Source organism: Pontibacter silvestris, from assembly GCF_020907275.1.
Lineage (GTDB): Bacteria > Bacteroidota > Bacteroidia > Cytophagales > Hymenobacteraceae > Pontibacter > Pontibacter silvestris.
In genome coordinates this window covers 207,619-232,759 of the sequence record NZ_JAJJWI010000005.1, presented here as the reverse complement: position 1 = coordinate 232,759, position 25,141 = coordinate 207,619, and the positions used below count along the sequence as shown (strand labels likewise).

Sequence of the window (25,141 nt, the reverse complement as noted above, 5' to 3'; positions counted from 1 at the left end):
TATCAAAAGTCAGCTTCTTATCCTCCTGCCTGGCAAACGCATAAGGTTTATAAGACTCTGTAGCATTAATCTATACAAAAAACTCATTCACCGACACATCTTTCCTTAAGACATCAGTTTTGCCAAAATTGTAATCCTAGAACAGTATTTGAAAATAAACTTTGTAGAAATATGGAAAGAAAAAGCTTCCTTAAAAGCTTGCTACTTGGTGCAGTATCGGCTCCGGTATTGCTTACCGCCTGCGACAAGGAGGATACCGTTACTCCAGCAGAAGGCTCATCAGACACTGGCTCAGGTTCCGGAACGGGTACAAACTCCGGCAGCTGCACCGTGGCACCAACCGAAACAGAAGGGCCTTTCCCGACAAAAAGCCCGGCCTCTTATGTAAGGAGTGATATAACAGATGGACGTACAGGCTATAAAATGACAGCCAATATTACCATTGGCAACACCAATAACAATTGTACCAGCCTTGAGGGAGCCATTGTAGATATCTGGCATTGCGACGCAGAAGGAAATTACTCGGAATATGGAGGAACGAACATGCAGTCTTCCAATTACCAATCTGTACACTTTTTGCGTGGAAGGCAGGTGACAGATGCGAATGGACTTGTAAGCTTTACAACCATATTTCCGGGTTGGTACCAAGGTCGTGCGACGCATATTCATGTTCACATCTATGACGCAAGCGGGAAATCGCTAAAAGTAACACAAATAGCTTTTCCGGAAGGCTCTGGTACAGCGCTGGCTGCTGTTAATGGCTATGATAAAGGCATGTCTGGTTATACCTATAACAGCAGGGACAATGTATTTAGTGACGATACCACAGGGATACAAATAGCAACAGTTACCGGTAACACAACTGATGGGTTTGAACTTTCCATACAGCTTAATGTCGCAGCTTAATCTTTATACCCTAACTCCACCATCAGGCACTAAAGCAAAACTCTAGTGCCTGATAACATACTGCAAAACTATGCTCCCTCGCACCATTACCTTATGTTACAGAAAAGTAATAGACGCTACCTCTACTAAACCCTGGGAAAAACTTGTTTTTGAAGACAGCTACATGGAGTTTAAGATGCAGGCTCAGCTTTATAACCAAAACCAGAAATACCATTCATTTGCAGAGCTACTGCAAATGGTGCCGGGAGCTTCTCAACTTCACTTCTTAGTTAGTGCAGCAGTAATTGGTTACCTGCAGCAGTTAAACGAAACAGTACCCGACATTGTCAATAACTTAGGGAAGCATTTTCTGAAGTTTAACCAATACCAGTTCGAAATTATCAACTCTGACCTGCAGGACAAGTCAAAGCACCAGATTGCCTTTAACTTTTATTCAGAGCCCTTGCTCTGGCACGATACCGTTGGAAACTACCTTTTGGTTTCGGCCAAATCACAAGTAGCAGCAGAAGAAGTAATAACTAACCTATTTCAATTGCAGCCTTATGTAAACATTCACTCACTGCACAACTAATCTTAAGATGATAAAGCAAGTTCCAGGAAGAATTTATTTAGCAGATCAGCGTGGCATAACTGAAACGGCTCTGTTCAGAAGACGCTGTACATTTAATTTTGGCAAATTCCAAAATGAACACAAGGTCCCATTCGGTAACCTACACGTTCTGAACGAAGAAACACTGGCTGGTTCACAGCGTGTGGACTTTGAGGTGGAGCAGGATTCGCATGTTATAATAATACCCGTTACAGGTGCAGTTGATTTTGTAGTTTCTGGAAATATATTAACCGTAGACGTAGAAGAAATTCTGGTTTGCCACCTTCCGGCAATGAGTAGCTTTTGCTTAACTAACCCTTATCAAAATAATACTGATACATTTTTGCAGCTATGGATAAAAGCCGCGCTACCAATTAGCTCACCAGCCCATCAGCATTTTGTGTTTGATTTTAACTCAATTGAAAACAAGCTTGCAAAGATTATACCAGAAGAAGCAGACTCCCAGTACAGGTTACCGCTATCGTTAAGCATTGGGCGTTTTACAGGGCGGCACGAGGCTATGTATAGTTTAAAAAGCACCCATTCGTTATTTTATGCTTATGCTATTGCCGGTGTTTTTGAGATGGAAGGCAGACTACTACATGAAGGAGATGGTTTAGCCCTATGGGGTACTGATAATGTTGAACTGGAAGCATTAAGCAACAACGCACTGATACTGACATTGGAACTGCAGGAGAGTAACAGTTAAACATTAAAGTATCCTTTAGAACATTAATATCTTGTTTAGCATAAACTCATACTATCAACATTACATAGTAATAAAGTGATTCCTAGTTTTTATGTAATGTAACTTGCAGATGTTGCGGTGCTGCACGAGCAGATAGAAGATTGCTTCAGCTATACAGTACCAAAAAGAAAAACGAGTCCTCGTGAATTTGGAGCACACCAACATTACTTATAAAACATTAGGATCAAAACTCAGCGGATAAGAGACAACTACGGCAGCAAAAGCAAACAAGTTTAGAATTACACTTTCTATTAAAGCACAAGCTACCCTATCAACCTGCGCCTAACACTTCTTCCAATCCTGAATAAAGTTACTATAAGAGTTACTTATAGGCAGCTCTTTCCCGGATGACAGGAGAGCTTTCCGGTTTTGTATTGATACTACTTTATCGACTGGCACTGTAAAGCTACGGTGTATTCTCCTGAACCTACCAGCCGGCAACTTCTCCAGCACTTTTTTCATGGACATTAAGGACAGGACAGCTCTTCCTTCTGCTACGTGAATTTTAATATAGTCCTCCAGACTCTCAATGTATTCAATATTGTTCAGCTCAATTTTAACCAAGCGATACTCAGAGTAGACATAGAGGCTATCACCAGCCTCTTCCCTGGGCGTTTTTTTATACTCCACATAATCTATCGCCTTCCGGACAGCTTTAGAAAAACGATCAAAGTCTATAGGTTTTAGCAGATAGTCCAGCGCCTGCAGTTCAAATCCTTCATAGGCAAAGCTTTTATAGGCAGTAGTAAAAATAACAAGTGGCTTATCCTTCAGAGAACGCACCAGGTCAATTCCAGAAATATCTGGCATATTAACATCTACCAAAAGTATATCAATGCTTGTATTATTCAAAAATTCCGAAGCAGCAATAGCATCTTCAAATGTTTGTACTAGTTCAAGAGCCGGGATCCTGCTTATGTATTCATTAATTATTTTCAAGGCCAGTGGCTCATCATCCACTGCAACACACCTAAGAGCCATAGTTACTTTTGTTGATTTAATTTATAAAAAGTTGAAAGTAAGTTTATTGATATCATTAAATCTATTTAGCTCCATACTATCCTACCTCTAACTGAAGCTGAACAGTGAAGAACCCATTTTCAGTATTTATTTCCAGTTGATGTTTACCAGGATAAAGATGCCTCAATCGTTCTTTTGTGTTAGCAATACCAATGCCTGTCCGCTCGTTGCTTCTGTTATTTACAAAGATTCTGTTCTGGCAATAGAAGCTAATTGAGTCGGCTTTTGATATTATTTTTATAGTGATAGGAGAATCATAATGGCTGCTGATACCATGTTTAAAAACATTTTCTACAAAAGTCATTAAAAGCAGTGGCGCTATTTGTTTGTTTTTCAGTTGGCCACTCACCGTAAAATTTACCTGTACTTTTTCTCCTAATCGCAGGCGCTGCAGGTCTATAAAATCGCTTAAACAGGCAACCTCACCTGCCAGAGAACCATACTCTTCACTTACCTCATCTGTCACATAACGCATAATGTTAGAGAGTTTCATAATAGAAGCTGCTGTATTATCATCGTGAGTCACGGCCAGAGAATAAATGTTATTCAAAGTGTTAAACAGGAAATGTGGGTTAACCTGAGCCTTTAAGGTAGATAACTCAGCGTTTGCTTTGTCTGCCTCTGCCCTAATAGCCCTTTTCTCAGTCATCCGCAAATGCCGGGTGCTTTCTAAGGCAAGGCTCAGTGCCATTACCATGACAAATAATAAAATACTGACAATATCAATTTGAACATTGAAGTCTGGCGGAGGCATACCCTGCGGCCCTCTTCTTGGAGGGGGCACAGGGTATGCCATTTTATCTGTATTATGAGGTCGGTGCACATCCATCTCGCGTGGTGGACCAGGATTACCGGCAGCAGGCCTATGTATACTTCGGGCAATCAGGTTGTCGAAAGGCCTCAGAAAAAAAACAGCTATAAAAAGCACCAGTATCACAGCGGCATAAGACACATACTTCTTCTGAAAGAAAAAGTATGGTACCAGCAAATAGGTATGAAAGTAAAAGAGAAAGATATAACAACCGTAAAACTTCCAGTATGCAGGTGAACTTAATACTAAAACAAGTTGCTCTTTACCTGCCTCATGGCTAAGAAAAAACACCGGCAGGCACATGAACAATGTCCAGCCTATAATATGTGTAACAACAGAGAATGCTTTGGAACGAAACATCCCCCAAATATCACTTTTCATAAAGGAAAAGAATAGAGGTACCGATCTTTAACTCTTTTGTATAGATAAGCGTGATAAGAGAAAAAAATTAAGATCATAAAGGTTTTAGCTAACTCTTCATGAAGTATTTCATGGTCTATAAATAAGAGTTATTCCAACTACAGTTTTTAACAGAACAATAGAGAAGAATGGTTGTTATAGCCATTCTTCTCTATTGTTCTGTTAGCCGTTCGGAGGGGGCGGAGTTCCTCCACCTGGAGGAGGGCCTGGGAAATTTTTGCCAGGTGTAGCAGGCGCACTGCCACTGCTAAAGTTACGGAGGTTGTAGGTAAAGGTCAGCATAAAATAACGCTGCAAGGCACTGGCCTGCACATCTTCCACATATTGGGCTGAAAGGTTGCGCTGTACACTTACGTTTTGCTTCAAAAGGTCATTCACACTTAAGCTTATCTCACCCTGCTCGTTTTTAAACAGCTTTTTACTAACACTCATATTCCATAGCAGGTAGCTGTTATCATACCCGGCGGATAAACCTGAATTCAACTGATGGTTCAGTTCTGTTCGGTATACTAAACCTTTCCAGAATATCCAGTTGTACTTCAGGCTAGTGTTCTGAAGAAAGTAGTTGCTGTTTTGCTCAGGCTGCAATGAGTATTTTACAATGTTATAAGTGGAGTTGGTAGATACGGTAAAATCTATTTTCTCACTAATATTACTGCTGAGCGTAATTCCCAAACCAAAATTAGGCGAAGAGGTATAGTTTAGCTCCCCATTATTTAACCCTGGTGTACGGGTATACCCAATGTTACCATGTACCCCGATATTTGAGCTTATAAAGTTTACGGGCTTTCCGTAATGAAAGAATGAACGAACGTTCCAGTAGCCATCCAGGTTAACAGACTGTGTTAACTGCTGCCCTTCTTCCAGTACAACTCCACTGCTCAGTGTTACGTCTCCGTTTGTTGCCCTGGTAATGCTGTTAGCAATGTAGTCCTGTGTAATGTTACCAAAGAAGCCAATAAAGAACACACGATTTGTTTCCATATCGAAGTTCCTGTAACCGGTTCTAAAGGAATGCTGATAACTCTGCTTTAAACTGGCATTACCTGAACTTAACTGTAGCGGGTTTGTATTATCTATTACTCCCTGCAACTGATCAACAGAAGGTGCATTAGTGCTGGTTGTATAATTAAAGTCAAAGCTCCTCGTTTTAGAAAAGTTGTAATTAGCCTGTACCGAAGGGAGAACGTTTGTAAAGGTACGTTTCAAGTCCATATCAGATGGGAAAGTCTGGTCACTCTGCAATTCAGCTGACTGATACTTTGCATCGGCCCTTAGTCTCAGCTTTTCAAAGCTATACTGATAACCAAGCCCAGTACGTTGTGTTAAGTACTCGCTGTTGAATACATTGCTGAGGGTAGTGTCTAACAGGCTGTAGCTTTGTGATTGCTCAGAATAGTTATAAGTTTTTTTATCGGAGTCGTTTAACTGATTACCTATATTGTACTGCAACTGCAACTGACCGTGCTGCCCAACCGGCTCTGTATAAGACACATCACCTGACCAGGTATACCCGCTTCTATCCAGCAGCGTGTATTGGTTACGATTATCGGCATCCCTGTTCCCTCTGTAGTAAATGGTGTTCGATAACAATGAGCTTTCGCCATCTGTACCGCTAAGGCCTGTCGTTAAGCTGGTTGATATTGTACGTCCTGCTTTACCAAATTTGTGACTAAAATAAATGTTGTTATTAAACGTATAACTTGATTTATCTGATGAGGTATTGTTTTCAGTCTCGTTGATGGCTCCATTGTTATTGATAGTGTTACCCGTTACAGCTGTAACAGCATCATTATCACTCAGTGTAAAGCTAGGGGTGATCAGGAGCCGGTTATTATCGTTGATGTTGTAGTCGAAACGGAAGTTAAATTTATGATCCGTCGTAGTAGTGTTACTATACTGATTTTCGGTATACACCTGCCCTGAGTCAGTGGGCAATATATAGTTTTGCCGCCTCAACTGGTTATTTTCTATCTGACGTTGAGTAAAGTTGTAATTACCGCTTACTTCAATTTTCTTACCCCAAGTATCGCTATAGTTCAGACCTAACGTGTTGGTAGAAATAAGACCGGTTGTAGTACCACCACCAGAAGGCGGACGTCGTCCTCTCATGCCTCCTCCGGGTGTTTCTCCTACCGAAAAGTCCAGCATGTTGATATTATTGGTAAGGCCGGTTACAGTAAAGCGGCTGTCGCCGTTAAAAAAGTTTACGCTGGCACCAATCATGTACCTGTCATCGGTTCCATAGCCAGCAGACATTTTACCAAACTGTCCTACTCTGCGGTCTGCTTTTGTAACTATGTTAATTGTTTTATCGCGATTACCGTCATCCACACCTGTCAGTTCTGCCTGATCGCTTTTCTTGTCGAATATCTGGATATTTTCAATCACATCAGCAGGCAGGTTCCGGAGAGCTGTACTGGCATCGTCTCCAAAGAAACGTTTACCGTCCACCAAAACCTGCTTCACATCCTGCCCCTGTGCTTGTATGGCACCGTCCTGAATCGTAATACCAGGCATCTTCTGCACCAGGTCCTCTGCACTGGCATCAGGAGCTGTTTTAAAAGCCCCGGCGTTGTACTGAGTCGTGTCCCCTTTCTGCTCTCCCAATGGTACACGTCCTATTACCTGTACTTCCTTTATGGTTGTGCTACTCTCCTCCAAAGTTAAAGTGCCCAAATTTAAAGCGCCATCCTGCACCTTTACTTCCTGCGAAAGTGTTTTAAACCCAAGAAAGTTTACCTCTACTTTGTACTGCCCCGGAGCAACATTTTCAAATCTGAATATTCCCTCCATATCGGTAGCAACACCTTTTTGAAGTGCGTTTGCATTATTGGTAAGCACCACACTCGCACCAGGTAATACTGTTTTATCCTGAGCACTTTGTACTGTACCATAAACCGCAACGCCTTGTGCATAAGCTTTACCGAAGCTCACTAAAGCAATTAATAAAAATAGCCATTTAGGCACTACTTTTAATTTATTCATTCCTAATTATGATTTACGCAATGAGAAAACTCCTTGCAAAGACTTGTTCTACAAAGGTTATCCTTTCAGGAAAAGGTAGCTAAAGAAAAGTAAGTGAGACGGACAAAGAGAAAGGTAAAACGGCCTAAAAGCCACTAAGTAAAGCCTTAGCTATAATGCGTACAGCACAATTTTCAGCTACTGTTATACAAAAGGTTGCTTTATTCTCAAATGTTGAATGGAAATGGCTCTGTTTAAAAACTAGTTTTTATTTCAATCACAAGACCAGCTCCTTTAAACAAAAATATTGTTGTACCTGAAAAGCGAGCGCCTGTATTTTGATATCAGTATGTATCAAAATACAGGCGCTCGTACAAAATCAATCTTAAGCCAGTAAAGCTATAGCAGCCGCAGCATTGTTTTAGTTATTCTTATCAGCATAACCAAACACCTTCTGCAAAAGTGGAGAAGTTCTGGCACTGGCATCCTGCCTAATTTTTAACTCTTCTTTAGCAATCTCCACAAATAGTCCATCAATAGCCTTTTGAGTTACATAGTTAGTTAAGTCAGGATCTACCTTTTTTACCAATGGCACTTTATTGTAGGCATTAGTTGCCTCACCCCAATACGTTGTTGCATTTGCCTTGTCCAGACTGGTCTGAATGATTGGCTTAAACTTTTCGCGAAGCTGATCACTTGTTGCACTTTTAAAGTAGTTGGTAGCAGCATCTGTTTCTTTTCCAAGCAGAATGTTTGAAGCTTCAGACAAAGACATTTGCTCGATAGCCGACACAAAAATAGGTTTGGCTTCCTGGGCTGCATCCTCAGCAGCCCTGTTTAACGATAAAATAACATTATCACATAACTGATTTAAGCCCAGACCTCTTAAAGTCTTCTCCATTTTTTGTGCTTCCGAAGGAAAAAGAATCTTAACAGAAGGGTTACCTAAAAAGCCATTTGCAACAGAAAGTCGGTCTGTACCAGCTGAAACGCCTTTTTCCAGTGCCTCTTTTATTCCTAGCCCTATTTCCGAAGAGCTGGGATTAGATACTTTACTGATGATACTGGAAATCTGGCTGTATGCCTGCAACTGGCTTAATAACAGAATAGAGAAAGTAAGTAATACTAATCTTGTACTTCGCATTTTTTTATTTTTAGTTATGATATTCTTAAAAGCTAACCTGAAATAATGTTTACAATAAACCTTGTACATAATCAGGTCAGCTTAATTAAGTTTAACAAATTTTTCAGTGAAAACATGGTGTTCATCCTCTAACCGAACGATATAAACTCCAGGCGCTAAACCAGACAATTTTACTTCACTGCTATACTGCCCTCTGCTGTTCAGCTCCATATTTAAAGATCGTACTTTATGTCCTATTATGTCATATATAGCTCCACTTATTTTATCCAAAGAGCTTGGTGAAGTATAATCAACTATCACATAATTAGCAGGAGCTGGGTTAGGGTATAATGTTAAAGAACGAATAACTTCAGGCTCCTCTACAAAAATATAAACTGAGTCTGAAGTAACAGAACATCCATTCTGTGTAACTGATACGGCATAGTAACCTGCTCTGGTAGCTATCAGCGTGGACGCAGTTGCATCGGCAATGGTTGCACCATTGAGCAGCCATTGATTACCTGTGCTGCTGCTGGACGTTAACAAGGTTGTATCCTGTACTGTTATAGTTGGCTTTGTTAACACAGAAGCAGTTACTTCAACAGCGTTTGAAGCCCTAAATTCGCATATGCCATTCGATACCAGAACAGTATAGTTCCCGGACTGCGTTGCGGTGAAGACAGGTTGATCTGCACCATTGACAGGTACCCCGTCTTTTTGCCACTGATAAGTAACACCAGGTAATTCAGCTACAGATAACTCTACAGCATCTCCCTCGCAAAAAGTTGTGGCACTGCCAGCACTTATAGTTGCCTGTACTTCATCTACTGGTTGCGCCGTTACGGCTACTCTTTCACTGGGACAATCAAGCGCCTTTACTTTTAGATCATACAAATAGTAGTAAGCTGAGGTTAAGGTATCACCATCATACAAAGCACCTGTCAGTGAAATTATATTTGGTATGGTAAAAGGAAAGCCACTGACGTTTACATTGCTCCTGAAAATAGTGGCTCCGTCCTGGTAAGTCATTCGAATATGATAATTACCTGCCTCCGGTATTTTCAGGTTTAAAGGATACATAGCTCCTGTATCGTTTACATCATCCACTGCATCTGTAGCAGACGGCTCCGTACGGGTAGCTTGCACATCAATAGTGGCACTGGCTATAATACTGTCATTAGCAGTTTCCACGGTAAAGGTCAACTTACCCGGATAACCAATATACAACCTGGCGCTATCCAGTTCCAGCGGAACATCAGTTGTAATGAGAGGCATGGGTACATAGCCACCACCGTAACTTCCTCCTCCAAAAGCCGTTTTTGCAGTTGGCCCAAGGCTGCCTGTAAACTCATTAAAGGCTACATAATAAGTCTCATTGGCAGGCATGGTGCTGGTAGAAGTGTTGTTTCCTGCAGCTACCAGATTACCACCTGTAGCGCTATCATACCAATAAGCTGTTCCGGCTCCGTTCGCGTACAGGTTAATGTTACTGGCATTACAGCTATAGGCCTGCGCCTCCGGAGCAACCGTTTGCGGAGCAATTGTCACGGAGGTAGTGTAGGTATTATTGCCTGCAACCTGGTCGTTTGCGAGTTCTGTGGTTAATAAAACAATATACGTTTCGCCCGCTGTAGCTGTAAAAGTACCTTCTAAACTCAACTCTGCCTCTTGCTTAGTTTCTAAAGTATTAGTGTAAGTACCAGATAAAGTAGCTAATTCCTGACTGGCCTGTATTACCACTGCTGTAACTTTAATGTTAGTGATACTGCTACTGCCGTAGTTTCTGATTTTTACTTTTACTGTTTGAGGCCCCGCACAGGTACTGGAGTCAGGTAACACAAGCGACACAGGTCCAGCATCTGTAACCGGATCAATTACTTTGATACTGTAGTCCTGAGTTTCCCCATTTTCATATGCTCCACAGGCTTTTACATCATCTGCATCATCCGTTTCAGTGCATACAATTCTCATCCTGGTAAAGGTATTTACATTGATATTTGCAGGTACCACAACATTGGCTGTGAAAGTTCCATTTCCAGCTATCACTCCTGAGGTAGCAACTAATTCATCTGCATCGTCAAAATCGAAATCATTGTTCCAGTCAATAAACACTTTTACTAATTTGTCTGCATTGCTACTGCATGTACCAAGGCTAACGCTTAAAGGATAGGCAGTACTACTTCCTACTACCAGAGTTGCCTGTTGATCTGTAAAATCAGAATAAGTAGTACAAACGTTGTCTGTAATACTACTATTGATCTCACCCAACGTAACCTTCGTGATACGAGCTCCCTGATCTGAATTTGGACTGGATACACAATAGGTACCACCTCCTATTCCACTTAAGATGAGCGAATAAACCTGAGAACTGTTTGTTAAGGTTCCTTTATGCTTTACCGTCAGCTCATAGGTTTTTCCTGCCACAGGATTCCTAATAAGTACCTGCTCAACATTGTCTATGGTATTATCGCCGGTAGAGGCTGCTGATTTTGGCTGTGCCGGGTTCAGCACCCAAGGTAACCAGGTGTTATCACTATCTGAAATTTGTAAATCTAAATCATTCACTAAGCTTGGGGTTCGATTATTAACTACTTCATCATCAATGTTAAGTGGTGTAGCTTCCGGATCTGTCCAGCTTAAGGTAGCAACTATTGGGCCTGTTCCAGAGGCAACAACCGTTGCCGTATAGCTCTCGCCCTGGTTTATGATTCGCTCTGTCATAAGGTTCGTTTTGTCGCTGTTAGTGACAACCGATGCAGCCCTGGCTGTATTCAATAAGCCCCATCCAAAGCTATAATCCGGTCCTGGTGCATTGCCTGCTTCATCGGCTGTGTGAATAGCCAGGCCCTTTAAGGTAGAAGCCCGCATAAAGCTGCCCTCGTTAAGCTTCGCGTAGTGCTCCTGCAATAAAAGCAAAGAGCCTGTCACGTTAGGGGCTGCCATAGAAGTACCACTGTAAGAGGCATAAGCATCATCGGAAGTGGCAACAGATGAAAAAACATTTACACCGTCACCAACCAGATCGGGTTTAATACGACCATCGTCTGTAGGCCCCCAGTTACTGAAATAAGCACTCTCAACGTCTGTTGTTGTTTGATACCCTCCTACAATAGCGGAAACGGCACCAATCGTTAAGACATTTTTAGCTACTCCGTTACCAGTCAGCAAGTCATAATCTTCCTGCTTGCGCCTTGCTACAGTACTTGTTCTGTTGGTAAACCCTAAATAATAGGATGACCCATCTGTAGGTCCGCTCTCAGTTCTGTCGTTTCCTGCTGCCACCACCATTAAGTATCCCGGTGCATTATAAGCCAGCCGGTCTATCTGCCTGGCCTCATCATCATAATAACCAAAACGGTAATCTTCATAAGCATCAATGTCAGTATCACCATGCCACTCCCATTTTATGCTGCCTGTTCGATCTGAATTATAAACCCAGCCAACATATCCTAAGCCATAAGAATGATTAGAAAGTAACATACCAGCCGCAGCTGCTGTAGTTGCCTCCGATATATCACTGTTCCAGTCCCAGGCTTTGAGATTGGAATTATAGGCCATGCCCTTAGCACGGGCGTTTACACCTGCTCCTATCATAATACCCGCCACATGCGTCGGGTGGTCCTGATCTTCTAGAGAAGTTACCGTTACCCGATCCTGCTGCGTGACTCTGCCTGTAAGTTCCCGATGCGTTGCACGAACAGAACTACCATCCCAAATGCCCAGCTTGCCGGAAACTGCCGAACTGCTCCCATCTAACTCTAAACCTAAAGAGCCTCCCTGCCAAAGCTGATCTGTACTGGTAGTGGAAGCCGCATCTGCGGCTGAGATAGTTATAGTGCTGCCTTCAGAGCTACTGTAGGTAGTATAGTATTTTGGTTTACCTGTCTTATAAAAGCCTTGAAGCTCTGTAACCTTACCTTTTGCGTCTGACTTTTTAATAGGATAGCCGTTCTTAAGTGCAAACCGTTTCGCCTTCCGATGCTCCTTTTTATAGCTTTTTTGATAGCTATTGGCATCTTTCTTAAGTAAATGGGTGTTGATTTTTACAGGTAGACGACTCGTGTCATCCATTAAACGTAAACGTGTGTTGTCCTGAGCATAAGCCTGTAGACACTGCAGGCCCAGTACAAGTACAATCAGCCCCAAACGATATAATTTCATAACCTTGCTTATCAGGCTTTATAAATTTTAATATATTCCAGTTTTGTCTTTAACTAAGTTCTGAAGGAAGTATCAATCAGGCAATTGAAAAACAGGTGAAGCGGACAATCTCTATTTTGAGCTATTCAAATTATCACCTCAATGGAACGAGGTAAAGAAAGAACATGCATCGTCACACTACGATAGAGGCAGGTTACCCAGCAGCAGCCTTAGCACTCAAGGCTAATTAAAAGCATATCCTGCTATTGCCTTTCACGGTGCTAACCAGCTAACCAATTTAAAAAACTTGAGCTTTTAGCTTTACTTACTATAACGTCATCCTGAAAAGGAACTGTAAGATTTACAACTAATTTTCGTCCAAAGTAATGTGAGGCTTCTCTAACAGCTTCATGGTTTACCAGGTGCTGCCTGTTAGCACGGAAAAACGGTGTCCCCAGTATATCCTCCAACTCATCCAATGTATGATTAACGATGTAACTTCTTTGGTCAAAACAGACAGCCCGGGTAATCTGGTTATCAACATAACAAATAGCTATTTCTTTTACTGGAAGAGGAATAATTTTATCCCTCTGATAAACCAATATGGAGCCTTTCTTACGGGCTAATTTGTTTTCAAATAATTCATAAAGGTCTTTGTACGACGTGTCTTTTTGAGAAAGCCTTTGCTGCAACTGCTTAATCTTATGAATAGTAGCATTGATAGAAGCTGTAGTAAAAGGCTTTAATATATAATCGATACCGTTTGCCTTAAATGCTTCCAGGGCATACTCATCGTAAGCGGTACAGAATACAACCGGTGTGGTTGTATTGATAGCCTTAAAAATCTCAAAGCTTAATCCATCTCCTAACTGTATATCCGAAAAAATAAGGTCAGGGAACGCATTGTCTTTAAAATAACTGATGGCATTTTTTACAGACGTAAGCACTGCTTCAATCTGAATAGATTTATCTACCTGCAGTAAAGTATCAGACAGGTCTTCTGCCGTTAACGGCTCATCTTCAATTATAACTACTTTCAACTTTCCAGTACTTTAAGTTCAACCGAGAAGAAGTTCTCAGAATTCATGATATTTATTTCATCACCTGAAATCACTTTGTAGCGCTCTGACAGATTCCTTAACCCAATACCAGAAGAGGACTCATTTATGCGCTTCGGTTTTTTGTTATTTTTAATAATAATACTGTCTTCACCCGTGTAGGAGATCCATATTGTAAGAGGCTCCTCTGTTGTTAAGGAGTTATGTTTTATAGCATTCTCAGCCAATAACTGCAACGAAAACACAGGCAGATATCCTGACTTCTTTATATCCTCTGGTATATTTATTTTATAAACAAAGGCATCTTTAAAGCGTACTTTCTGCATCTCCAGGTAATCAATGCACAGCTTCAGTTCCTCCTGCAAGGCAATTGTATTCTGGTTATTTGCTGTTATAGAGGAGCGCAGGAACTCAGACAGCCTTATCAGGTAATCTTCAGCCTCCTGAGGTTGTTTTTTTATCAGTGACTTTAATATGTTAAGCGAGTTGAACAGGAAATGGGGCTGCAACTGATGCTTTAAATGCTGATGCTGAGCAATTATGCTGTTCATCTTCAGTTCTGTATTCTCCAATTCAACCAGTGCTTTTTTCCGCTGCAACACAACCAAGTCAAGAATTATCAAGACAATGGTATTATTCGTAATGCCAGCAATAAAGGGGAAAAACAACTGTCTGCCATGTCTTGGGTCTGGAACAAACATGGTCAGAACCAAGTAATAAGCCGTCACTAAGCCAAACATGACTGCATAGCTTATAACATAGCGTATGATATTCATTGTTTGCTCTTTTGCCTTGATATTTCTTAGCCTGGAATAGATAAAAATGTTCATCATCCACAGGCAAAGCATTAAAGCTGTAGTTACAACAATGCTGGAAGTCAGATTTACCGGAGGGTGTTCTCGCATTACCCCATGCAAAGCATGTGGTGGGGGCGGTGGAGGTGGTGCTATAAAAGACAAATGCGAAGAAATCAGCATTGGCAAAACACTAAACACTCCAAAGAAAACAGAAGTTATCAAAGCTACTATAAATAGCTCCCTGTTATAATTGCTTGATTTATTCATAACAGTAAAAAAAAGCCTTCTTAGAGAATAGCTTTCCTATCTTTAGCCTGACAGATTGTACAGCTATATTTTCTAAATTTAAAATATACACTTATTCTAAGTTATTTAATAATTCATTACAGAAACCAAAAGAGGCACAATATATAAAATTTTAAGGATACATCACTTTAAGCCATCAAAAAAAACAAGTGAAAGCTTTTTTATAAAAGCCTGCTTAACCTAACTAAATAAGAAGTATTACTAGCCAAAGCAGTGCGATGTATCAGTCTTTTGGTGAGGTTAAATGTGAGGGCAAGAGGCGAAAGAACTACATTATAGTTCTTATGAATTAAAGAAGAAGTTCATACACTGTCAGACTTCCTGGAAACCTTTTACTGTACAACCTGATGATCTTAAAAGGCAAAAGCAGTTTCAGCCACTACTTCTGTAGTGGCTGAAACTGCTGGTTACAATTAATCTTCAGTAAGAAGAGTTGGATCAAATTTCCACAGGTCATCATAGCGGTAGCTACCACTGTTACCTGTTGTTATATAACCATAGTTACCTATGGCAAAACCTACGGCTGCTTCTCGTGCACTACCTTCAAAAGAATACTTCTGTGTCCAAAGATCTCCTAAATCATTATATTCCCACACTTCAGTAAGGGCTGAACCATTGGTACCAGTACACAAATAAGCTTTACCATTCAGCGTAAACGTAACTGCCAAGGCTCTGGAAGAAGGATAAGCATCTTCGTCCTCACGATCATCTTCATTCAACGCTTTCAGTCTTGTCCAAGTATCAGTGGCAGGATCGTATTGCAGGAAGTCAGACTCATACAGGCCATTGTTAACACCGCCGCCAACATAACCTTTACCGTTCAAGGTGAAAGCAAAACCATTCAGCCGCTTAGAGCCACCTAAACCCACTTTTTCTGTCCAAGTGGCTGTTGCAGGGTCATATTGCCAGAAATCTTTCAGATAATTTCCATCATAACCGGCACCAACATAGCCCTTTTCCTCCAGAGACAGGGCAATAGATCCATAACGGGCTGAGCCAGGGAAGTCAGCAATTTGTGTCCAGGTATCAGCTTCGGGATCATACTCCCAGAAATCTTTCAGGTAGTTTAAGCCATCATAACCTGTACCTACGTACCCTTTTCCGTTAGCAGTAAAGCTTACAGCTGCACTTCTAGCTGTGCCTGGAAACTCTGCCTTTTTAGTCCAGGAGCTTTTGGATGCATCATATTCCCAAAAATCTTTTAATCTGTTTTTGCCGTCGTAGCCTGTACCAACATAGGCCTTCTCCCCAATAACAAAGGAGACGGCACCACTGCGTGCCACACCGGCAAAATCTGACTCTTTTGTATAAGCACCCAGCAGATCTTCATCTTCATCGCTATCGCACGAGGTAAAGGCGCTTATCATTAATAAGGATAGTGCTAAACGTAATAATAGGCACTTGTTTAAGAGGTTCTTCATAAAACTGTTGTAAATAATTATTAATTGTTGTTCAGTAAAGTATAGTAAAGCTTTAATTTAACTCTGCTTGTGTGGCCTGACCCTCCTACCACTATGCGATCAACTGACTGAGTGAAAGAATCTGACGAAGGAGCCAGTAGTATTGCCCTTCCGGAAGTTTCAGTTTCCTCGAACAGTTCAGAGAAGTACTCTGTAATACCAAACTGATAAGTTGAGGCCATGTCATATTCTTCATCTGCCTGATAGGTGGCCGTCTGTTGCGTGGTAGAGTAATCCATGTAAAGTGGGCTCAGCGGCACATTGGTTTTATCTGTTTCATACAGGGCCAACGTAGTAGGAAGCAGGTAAGGGTATCTGTTTGTGTTCACAACAGGTACCACTTGCAGTACCGCCATGTTTATCATTTTAGAATTAATGGCTTTTTGCAAGTCCTCTAGATACGGAAACTCTAGCTTAATCATCAGTCCTGTACCTGACTGTGCAATTCCAACACTAGAAGAAGCACTACTGGAAAGAGGCTCCCCTCCCCGCTCCAGACCCGCTAACACCGACTGGCTATAGTCGCCGGTAAGCTGGTTGTACTGATTGATGGACGCCAAAGGAAAATCGTGATAAAGACTCTCAACAATTCCGCCTGATGTCTCTTTATAATACAATCTGATAAATGCATTGCTTAGATTAAAGCCTATAATTGAACCACTTTCACCAGAGGCAGCAGGGTTTATCTTTATCCCTTTAAAATAGTCCATAAAGTTATTAGAAATAGTCAGCTTACTGTCATTCGCCTTCTTCAGGCTCATCCAGTCTGTACCTAATGCATCAGGCAAAGAAATCATTAGGCTGTCCGTTCTGCTCGGCCTTGGCTGGAAAGCATATACACTTAATGGTTGCTCTTCTGCCTTAAGTTGGCTCGTGTTATAGAGCGCTGAGCTACTGTAGAAATAAGACTGTGGTTCTTCTGTGCCCACGTAAGGAGGAAGAGAGAGCAAACTAACTTCTTCTAATAACTTGTGTACTTCAATTGTCAGCCATTGGGCAGTGTCTCCATAACTGTAGCCAGAATAAGGCATAATCAGTTTTATAGAGTCATATTCAGCATCATCCTCAACAGTCCAGCTGTCGCCCAACTCTACTTGTGCATAAGAGCTGGCAGTTGTCTTACCCATTAACTCATCCTGAAACTGCCCCACTAACATGGTACCGCTTCCGGATGTAACAATCGAGTCCAGTAAAACAGTGGAGACATTAACCGTAACAGTATCTGTGTATAATGTTTGAAGCGTATTGTCTTCTAGTTCCAAGCCCACATCGTTAGGGTTTTCACAGGAATAAAAAGCCCCTGCCAGCAGTAAAAGAAACAGGGCTTTAAGATAATTATTAGTAGATGAACACATGTTTTTTTATTGAATCAGTAAGGCAAATTTTACCCTTATAGCCTGACCTTACAATCAAAAGAAAGATGAAGCGGACAAAATGCTGACTGAAATAGACAGTCTTCTCCATGAACAGTACATCAATTGTTATAGAACCTCAAACTATTGCTTGAACACTCCCTTCTTTGCTCCGTATATCCTGTACACTTTAAACCTAACTATGGAACCTAACATTATACATGATGAGAATGATCTGCGATTTTATGCAGACCTCGGAGAAGATCAGGCCGAGCTTACCTATACCTATCCAGAAGACGGCGTAATGGACTTTGACCATACATTTGTGCCTGAAAAAAGTCGCGGAAAGGGAATGGCAGACAAACTGGTAAAAGCAGGGTTGGATTATGTCCGGGAAAAGAATTACAAATTTATTCCTTCCTGCCCTGTAGTAGAGGCTTATGCCAAACGGCACCCGGAGTATAACGACCTGATGACCTGAAACAGGTGACTTGTAAGCGTTACCTTAGAAAGCAACTGGAACATTTTCGTTCATTAAGCATTAGTAGTGGAAATAACAGAATGCCATGGTAAAGAAACGCATGGAACCATTGCCTCTTTTTCACATAGGATAAATACGTAAGCAAGGATTCGTGATAAGTTTAGACAAATCAACTGACATCCTTTCCAAAATATTAAAATCGGTAGGCTGGTTAAAGTTTGCCCATCAAAATTTTGACTATTCATAAACAGAATAAACTATGCCCAACCTTTTCAGCCCACTAAAGATCAAAAATATAGAGTTAAAGAACAGAATTGTTGTTTCTCCCATGTGCCAGTACTCCAGCGAAGATGGCTTTGCGAACGACTGGCATTTGGTACATTTAGGAAGCAGGGCAGTAGGAGGTGCCAGCCTTATAATATTTGAAGCTACAGCCGTATCTCCAGAGGGAAGGATTACCCCTGATGACCTTGGCATCTGGAAAGCCGAACACGTTGAGGGTATTAAACGCATTACCTCTTTTATAGAAGCACATGGCACTGTTCCGGGTGTGCAGCTGGGGCATGCAGGTAGAAAAGCAAGCCACCGCAGCCCCTGGAAAGGAGGTACAGCTATCACAGAAGAAGAAGATGGCTGGCAAACAGTAGCTCCCAGTGCTATTCCTTTTATCGAATCAGAACCGAAACCGCTGGAACTTGATGCGGAAGGTATACAGAAAGTAATTGCTGATTTTAAAGCGGCAGCTAAACGTTCTCTGGAAGCCGGATTTAAAGTTATAGAACTGCATGCTGCCCATGGTTACCTGCTCCACGAGTTTTACTCGCCGCTGAGCAACCAGAGAACCGACAACTATGGCGGCTCTTTCGAAAACAGAATTCGCCTGCTACTGGAAGTAATAGAGAGTGTTCAGGAAGTATGGCCTGTCGAGTACCCGCTTCTGGTAAGGATATCTGCTACCGATTGGACGGAAGGAGGCTGGACAGGAGAAGACTCTGTAGCCTTAGCCAATGTACTAAAAGATAAGGGCGTTGACTTGATTGATTGTTCAACAGGCGGTAATGTTCCACATGCCAAAATTCCTGTAGGACCAGGTTATCAGGTAGAATTTGCAGAAAGCATAAAAAAGGAAACAGGTATGCCAACAGGAGCCGTAGGCATGATAACATCACCGGAACAGGCTGAAGATATTATCACCACCGGAAAAGCAGACCTGGTGCTTTTGGCAAGAGAGTTTCTTAGAGAACCTTACTTCCCGCTAAAAGCTGCACAGGAGTTGAACCATGACATTACCTGGCCACTACAATATGAGAGAGCAAAGCCACGGCGTTAAACTACAACAATACGACGTGCTAAAAGAAACATAAGCCAACATACCATCTTAAGATATGATTCTAAAGAATCAGGATGTAATATTGGAGAGATAAGATTATCTTTCTAATATTAGGAAGTTATTATACATTTGCTCATCATGAAAACTATCGCACTAATTGCCCACGACAAGAAGAAAAACGACCTTTTAAATTGGGCGAAGGAAAACCATGCAAAACTAAGTGAGCATGACCTTATCGGAACATCAAATACAGCTCGTTTGATAAGTGATTTGATCGATTTAAAAGTAACTGGCTTTGGTCATGGCCCAAGTGGAGGAGATATATTGCTGGCTGCTAAAATTCTACAGGGAGAAGTAGACAAAATCATTTTTTTTATAGACGCTGAAACACCACAGGGGCATGAACATGATATCCAGACGCTTATCCGTACGGCTGTGATAAATAACATCCCTATTGCTCTTAATCGTGCTTCTGCCGATTTGATTGTATGTGACGAATAAGTAAAAGCAACTACCCACCTCATTATTAAGCGTAATGGCTTAGCCACAAAACAGCTAAGCCATTAACGCTTTGTTTTTCATCAGCTCTTTAAATTCAAAAAAAAGCAATCTTCCTCAGTACCTGCAGGCACAGACTCTCCCTACCCCTCAGAAGCTTAATTCCTCCATCAAAATTCGTCGCCCCCCCCCCTCTCCCATTACTCCCTGTCCACAAAAACTATTCGTTTGCAGAGGCTTAGCGCTTGTTAGTATAGTTCACGAATATTCTACATTTTATCAGCGTAAATTAGCAATGTCTTCTAACAAGAACCAGACTTTTGAAGACATCGCAACCATAATCCATAAAAATAAAACCATGAAAAAAATAATCGTTTACCTATTGACAGCAGTGCTGCTGGTAGGCTCAGGTACAACCTTAGAGGCACAAAACAAAAAAGACATCACAACTTCAGAAGCCAATAAGCTTCTTCAGAAAACCATTGGCAACTGGCGAATAAGTTCTTATGAATGGCAGCCTGAAACTCAGAAATTTGTAGAGACAACTGGCAACGCATCTTTTAATAAGGCTTACCAGGGAAACTATATCAAGGAGCAATTTGAAATAAAAAAAACTGATGGAAGCATCGTAACAGGTGAAGGCTTTTTACGATATTCAGAAACCAGCAAGCGCTTTGAGTTTGTTCAGCTGGACGATGAGGGGGAAAGTATTGTTTTAATGGTAGGAGAATGGCGCCCTGAGTACAATTTATTAACCCTATCATCTGTAAAGGAAACAGAAAGCTTTGCAATAGGCAACAGCAATGTTGCTCATTGGCAGTATTTTTTCCTGGAAGATGGCTCAATAAAGAAAATTGTAAGAAAGCCTAATGCGAAAGGGCTTTACGTTATAACTGCTACTAACCATTACGTACCTGCCAACACTGCAGGGTTGTAAAAGCATACTGTAGTTTACCTATAAAGCCCTGTACTATGCGAGAGCATGGTACAGGGCTTTTGCTTTTTCAACATTTTAAACACAAAGCTCCTTAAGCTACATTAAGGCTTCCTGCTGAAAGGTTTATATCCTGATAAAATATCTACCGTACATTAAAACTTCTTAAATTATGAATGCTGTACAGTTAACTCCAGAACTATTCTTAAACAAGAATATACTATGAATGAAGAGAAAAAAGAACATCTTTGGTGGCAAAACGGAATTTTTTATCAGATCTATCCCCGCTCGTATCAGGACAGCAACAGTGACGGCGTAGGCGACCTTAACGGCATTATAAAACGGCTTGACCACCTGAAGTGGTTAGGTATAAGTGCTGTATGGATTTCACCAATCTATCCATCTCCTATGGCTGATTTTGGCTATGATATATCTGATTATACAGGCATTCACCCGCTGTTCGGCTCCATGAATGATTTTGACAAGTTGTTAGAAGAAATTCATGTGCGGGACATGAAGTTAATATTAGACCTGGTACCAAACCATACCTCTGACCAGCACCCGTGGTTCCAGGAGTCAAAGTCCTCGCGCGATAACCCGAAACGGGACTGGTACATCTGGCACGATGCTAAGCCTGATGGATCAGAGCCAAACAACTGGCTGGCTTCGTTCGGTGGCAGTGCCTGGGAATGGGATGAGCAAACGCAACAGTATTATTACCATGCTTTTCTGAAGGAGCAACCCGACCTGAACTGGCGTAATCCAGAGGTACAAAAAGCAATGATGGATGTTATGCGTTTCTGGTTAGACAAAGGTGTAGACGGTTTTAGGGTAGACGTGATGTGGCACATGATTAAGGACAACCAGTTTCGTGATAACCCTATTAACCCTGATTATGAATCGCACATGGCAACTTATGATCAGCTGTTACCGGTTTATTCTACAGATCAGCCGGAAGTTCATGAGATTGTGCGCATGATGCGTGAAGTGCTGGACAGCTATGATGAACGCATGATGATTGGTGAAATCTACCTACCTATTCAAAAACTGGTAACTTATTATGGTGTAGACAATAAAGGAGCACATCTGCCTTTTAACTTTATGCTGATATCTACACCTTGGGAAGCAAAAAAGCTGGCCTCTGCCATTGATCAATATGAAGGTGCGCTGCCAGAAGAAGGGTGGCCTAACTGGGTGTTAAGTAACCATGACCAGCCCCGCATTACCAGCCGTGTAGGTATGTCTCAGGCAAGAGTGGCTGCTATGCTGCTGCTTACGTTGCGCGGCACTCCCACTATATACTATGGCGACGAGATTGGTATGCGAGATGTTCCGATTCCGTTTGATGAAGTACAGGACCCACAGGGCCTTAACATGCCAGATAAAAACTTAAGCCGTGACCCTGCACGAACACCTATGCAATGGGACAATACTGACAATGGAGGTTTTACAGATGCCAAGCCATGGCTAAGACTGGCAGACAACTTCCGCCGCGAAAATGTTAAAGTACAGAAAGAAGACACTTTCTCAATGCTATCACTCTACAAGCGCCTCATAGAGTTACGTCAGCAGGAACCATCGCTTCATGTCGGTGATTACAGTCCTATATATTCTGACAACCAAATGCTGGCTTTTACCAGGCACGCCAAAGGGCACCAACAATATATGGTGGTACTAAACCTGAGCCACAGGCCATGCTATTTTAAGCCTAAACATTTCTCTTTTAAAGGCACTGTGGTATTAGCTACATTTCCTGAGCGTGAAGGCACTGTTTACAGCAACACGATCAGTTTAGGCGGAGATGAAGGCATATTGCTTCGGCTAGACGATTAACAACTCAGGCGAACCATAAAGTATCTTTAGCTAAATAGCAGCCGTAGCATCAACCTTTACAGCTACTTAAAGTATAAGCTTAAGTGTAAATACGATCCGTATTTATACTTATTTTTTTTTAAAAATGCCTTAAAGATTAGCTACAACTATAAATGAAGAAAGTTGGTGCAGAGTATCAGGAAGATGGACATTGTGCTTTTACTGTTTGGGCACCCCAGAAAGAATCTATGACACTGCATCTGATCCACCCAAAGGAACATAAGGTGGAGATGCAAAAAGATAAATATGGCTATTTTAAAGTTGAATTAACTGACATACAACCTGGTACAAAGTACTTCTTTATGCCTGATGGAGAAACAGACTATCCTGACCCAGCGTCAAACTACCAGCCTGAGGACGTGCACGGGCCATCACAGGTAGTTAACCACAGCGCCTATGCCTGGCAGGATACAAACTGGCGGGGCCTTCCTTTTAAAGATCTCGTGTTATATGAACTCCATGTAGGTACTTTTACGAAGGAAGGCACGTTTGAGGCGATTATTCCCTTGCTGAATGATATTGCCGAAACGGGTATAAACGCCATTGAATTATTGCCCGTGTCGCAGTTTCCGGGAAACCGGAACTGGGGCTATGATGGTGTTTACCCCTATGCCGTACAGGCATCTTACGGAGGCCCTGATAGCCTGAAAAAACTCGTTGATGCCTGCCATACCAGCGGCATTGCCGTTTTCCTGGATGTAGTATATAATCACCTTGGGCCTGAGGGAAACTACTTTGCCAAATATGGCCCCTACTTCACTGATCAGTATTGTACCCCCTGGGGAGATGCCTTGAATTTTGATGGAGCGTGGTCAGATGGTGTCCGGGAGTATTTTTCAAACAACCCGCTGTATTGGTTCGAGCATTATCATCTGGATGGGTTACGATTGGATGCTATTCACACCGTTTATGATACCGGGGCTGTTTGCTTTTGGGAGTTGACCCATAACAAAAAAGAAGAGCTGGAACAAAAACTAGGCCGTCCCCTACACATGATTGCTGAAAGTGACCTTAACAGCCCTAAAGTAGTTAAAGCACCAGAGGTGGGTGGTTATGGTTTTACAGCTCAGTGGCTGGACGATTTTCATCATGCCCTCTATGTATTGCTCCATCAGGAAGGACAAAAATATTATGAAGATTTCGGGCAGATGGAGCAGCTGGCAAAAGCTTATACCGACGGTTTTGTGCACAGTGGGGAATATGTTGGCTTCCGGAAAAGAAAACATGGGGCCTCTTCGGTTGGCGTGCCAAGCGACAAGTTTGTTGTGTTTACCCAAAACCACGACCAGGTGGGCAATCATGTCGGAAGCCTGAGACTATCTTCTCTGATTGATTTTGAGCGGCTAAAGTTAGGAGCCGCGGCTATCATACTGGCACCATATGTTCCGATGCTTTTTATGGGTGATGAATATGCCGAAGAAGCACCTTTTTACTATTTTATAAGTCACTCTGACACAGATTTGATTAAGGCCGTAAAGAGGAATTTGCAGACTTTAACTGGAATGCTGAACCACCAGACCCGCAGGCAGAAGAAACCTTTAACAAATCTAAACTACAATGGCAGAAGAGAAAAGAAGGTAAGCATCGTATCATGCTACAGTGGTACAAAGAACTTATTCGGCTACGCCGCACAGAGCCTGTGCTACAGAACTTTGCTAAGTCTGGTGTTAGAGTAGACCCATTGGGTCAGAATGGCTTTGTGTTACATAGGCAAAGCAGCGATGGCCAGCAGCACATCTTTTGCCTCTTTAATCTCTCTGAGCAAACACAGACACACACTTTACCTAACCTGGCTTTAAAATGGGGAAAAGTGCTGGATTCTAAAGAAAGCAACTGGCTGGAAAACGATAAAGAACAAGAAATGTTACTGCCAAAACAAGCTCAGGCAGGTGAAGAACTAAAACTACCACCTTTAAGTGTTGCTATATATAAAGAAGCACAATAGTAAAAGAGGGCAGTACTTAAGTACTGCCCTCTTTTACTATTAACATTGTTTCAGCTATGATGCATCTTTAAATATCACATTTAAAATATGCTTCATCATAACCAGGAGCTGGCTTATCGGCTACCCTTACGATACGGTCCAGGCGCACCTCCTCTCCTGTTGCCAGACGCAGGTATGCAGCATCATCCTTTTCAAACACTTCTTTCATAACTGCTGTTACATTCAGAAGCTCTCGTAGATCAGTAAAATACTGCACACGCACAAAAGCTTTTTTTGCAGCCAGTTCCTCTAACATTTCCCGATAACTACTATCTATTGGTTTATAAGATATTTCCATTTCCTATTTTTCTAATAAATTCAAATCACTTATACGATCCTCCACAC

Annotated in this window: 20 protein-coding genes; 10 read left to right on the top strand and 10 right to left on the bottom strand. The window is 41.7% G+C overall.

The window, feature by feature from the left end:
• Positions 1 to 171: 171 nt before the first annotated feature.
• The 3 genes from LN995_RS06655 (at position 172) to LN995_RS06645 (ending at position 2,204) form a co-directional block, all read left to right on the top strand.
• Positions 172 to 906 carry a dioxygenase family protein gene (locus tag LN995_RS06655; protein ID WP_229959636.1) on the top strand — a complete coding sequence of 245 codons (735 nt, stop codon included), beginning with the start codon at positions 172 to 174 and terminating at the stop codon, positions 904 to 906.
• A gap of 70 nt (positions 907 to 976) precedes the next feature.
• Positions 977 to 1,477 carry a hypothetical protein gene (locus tag LN995_RS06650; protein ID WP_229959634.1) on the top strand — a complete coding sequence of 167 codons (501 nt, stop codon included), beginning with the start codon at positions 977 to 979 and terminating at the stop codon, positions 1,475 to 1,477.
• A gap of 7 nt (positions 1,478 to 1,484) precedes the next feature.
• The gene (locus tag LN995_RS06645) at positions 1,485 to 2,204 is read left to right on the top strand and encodes a pirin family protein (RefSeq protein WP_229959631.1); all 720 of its coding nucleotides are present in this window, start codon (positions 1,485 to 1,487) and stop codon (positions 2,202 to 2,204) included.
• A 321-nt stretch (positions 2,205 to 2,525) separates the two neighbouring features.
• Here LN995_RS06645 and LN995_RS06640 read toward each other — a convergent pair whose 3' ends face one another.
• From LN995_RS06640 to LN995_RS06600, 9 genes are all read right to left on the bottom strand, one after another.
• Positions 2,526 to 3,224 (bottom strand): LytR/AlgR family response regulator transcription factor, encoded by a 699-nt coding sequence (locus LN995_RS06640; RefSeq protein WP_229959629.1) that lies wholly within the window; start codon positions 3,222 to 3,224, stop codon positions 2,526 to 2,528.
• A gap of 76 nt (positions 3,225 to 3,300) precedes the next feature.
• Positions 3,301 to 4,455 carry a sensor histidine kinase gene (locus LN995_RS06635; RefSeq protein WP_229959627.1) on the bottom strand — a complete coding sequence of 385 codons (1,155 nt, stop codon included), beginning with the start codon at positions 4,453 to 4,455 and terminating at the stop codon, positions 3,301 to 3,303.
• Between the two features lie 201 nt (positions 4,456 to 4,656).
• Complete coding sequence (locus LN995_RS06630; protein WP_229959625.1) at positions 4,657 to 7,482, bottom strand: TonB-dependent receptor; 2,826 nt, start codon at positions 7,480 to 7,482, stop codon at positions 4,657 to 4,659.
• A 400-nt stretch (positions 7,483 to 7,882) separates the two neighbouring features.
• On the bottom strand, positions 7,883 to 8,605 hold the full coding sequence (locus LN995_RS06625; RefSeq protein ID WP_229959623.1) for a DUF4197 domain-containing protein: 723 nt from the start codon (positions 8,603 to 8,605) through the stop codon (positions 7,883 to 7,885).
• 81 nt (positions 8,606 to 8,686) lie between these two features.
• Complete coding sequence (locus tag LN995_RS06620; protein ID WP_229959620.1) at positions 8,687 to 12,745, bottom strand: S8 family serine peptidase; 4,059 nt, start codon at positions 12,743 to 12,745, stop codon at positions 8,687 to 8,689.
• A gap of 260 nt (positions 12,746 to 13,005) precedes the next feature.
• Positions 13,006 to 13,764, bottom strand: coding sequence for a LytR/AlgR family response regulator transcription factor (locus LN995_RS06615; RefSeq protein WP_229959618.1), 759 nt, complete (start codon positions 13,762 to 13,764; stop codon positions 13,006 to 13,008).
• On the bottom strand, positions 13,761 to 14,846 hold the full coding sequence (locus LN995_RS06610) for a sensor histidine kinase (protein ID WP_229959616.1): 1,086 nt from the start codon (positions 14,844 to 14,846) through the stop codon (positions 13,761 to 13,763). Before LN995_RS06610 ends, LN995_RS06615 begins: the two co-directional genes overlap by 4 nt.
• A gap of 452 nt (positions 14,847 to 15,298) precedes the next feature.
• Positions 15,299 to 16,252 (bottom strand): Kelch repeat-containing protein, encoded by a 954-nt coding sequence (locus LN995_RS06605; RefSeq protein WP_229959614.1) that lies wholly within the window; start codon positions 16,250 to 16,252, stop codon positions 15,299 to 15,301.
• A 74-nt stretch (positions 16,253 to 16,326) separates the two neighbouring features.
• Positions 16,327 to 17,700, bottom strand: coding sequence for a DUF4270 family protein (locus LN995_RS06600; RefSeq protein WP_229959612.1), 1,374 nt, complete (start codon positions 17,698 to 17,700; stop codon positions 16,327 to 16,329).
• Between the two features lie 199 nt (positions 17,701 to 17,899).
• On the opposite strand from LN995_RS06600, the gene LN995_RS06595 reads away from it, so the two are divergent.
• From LN995_RS06595 to LN995_RS06565, 7 genes are all read left to right on the top strand, one after another.
• The gene (locus LN995_RS06595; protein WP_229959610.1) at positions 17,900 to 18,178 is read left to right on the top strand and encodes a GNAT family N-acetyltransferase; all 279 of its coding nucleotides are present in this window, start codon (positions 17,900 to 17,902) and stop codon (positions 18,176 to 18,178) included.
• Positions 18,179 to 18,437: 259 nt separating this feature from the next.
• The gene (gene namA, locus LN995_RS06590) at positions 18,438 to 19,508 is read left to right on the top strand and encodes an NADPH dehydrogenase NamA (protein ID WP_229959608.1); all 1,071 of its coding nucleotides are present in this window, start codon (positions 18,438 to 18,440) and stop codon (positions 19,506 to 19,508) included.
• Between the two features lie 138 nt (positions 19,509 to 19,646).
• Positions 19,647 to 20,009, top strand: a complete 363-nt coding sequence (locus LN995_RS06585; protein ID WP_229959606.1) for a methylglyoxal synthase — start codon at positions 19,647 to 19,649, stop codon at positions 20,007 to 20,009.
• 355 nt (positions 20,010 to 20,364) lie between these two features.
• A complete protein-coding gene (locus LN995_RS06580; RefSeq protein WP_229959604.1) occupies positions 20,365 to 20,943 on the top strand; it encodes a DUF1579 family protein in 579 nt (192 codons plus the stop codon).
• 219 nt (positions 20,944 to 21,162) lie between these two features.
• Entirely contained in the window at positions 21,163 to 22,773 is a 1,611-nt protein-coding gene (locus tag LN995_RS06575; RefSeq protein ID WP_229959602.1) for an alpha-amylase family glycosyl hydrolase, read from the top strand.
• 152 nt (positions 22,774 to 22,925) lie between these two features.
• A complete protein-coding gene (gene treZ / locus LN995_RS06570) occupies positions 22,926 to 24,488 on the top strand; it encodes a malto-oligosyltrehalose trehalohydrolase (protein WP_229959600.1) in 1,563 nt (520 codons plus the stop codon).
• A complete protein-coding gene (locus LN995_RS06565; RefSeq protein ID WP_229959598.1) occupies positions 24,452 to 24,757 on the top strand; it encodes a DUF3459 domain-containing protein in 306 nt (101 codons plus the stop codon). Before treZ ends, LN995_RS06565 begins: the two co-directional genes overlap by 37 nt.
• 67 nt (positions 24,758 to 24,824) lie before the next feature.
• Here LN995_RS06565 and LN995_RS06560 read toward each other — a convergent pair whose 3' ends face one another.
• Complete coding sequence (locus LN995_RS06560; RefSeq protein ID WP_229959596.1) at positions 24,825 to 25,094, bottom strand: hypothetical protein; 270 nt, start codon at positions 25,092 to 25,094, stop codon at positions 24,825 to 24,827.
• Between the last annotated feature and the right edge of the window lie 47 nt (positions 25,095 to 25,141).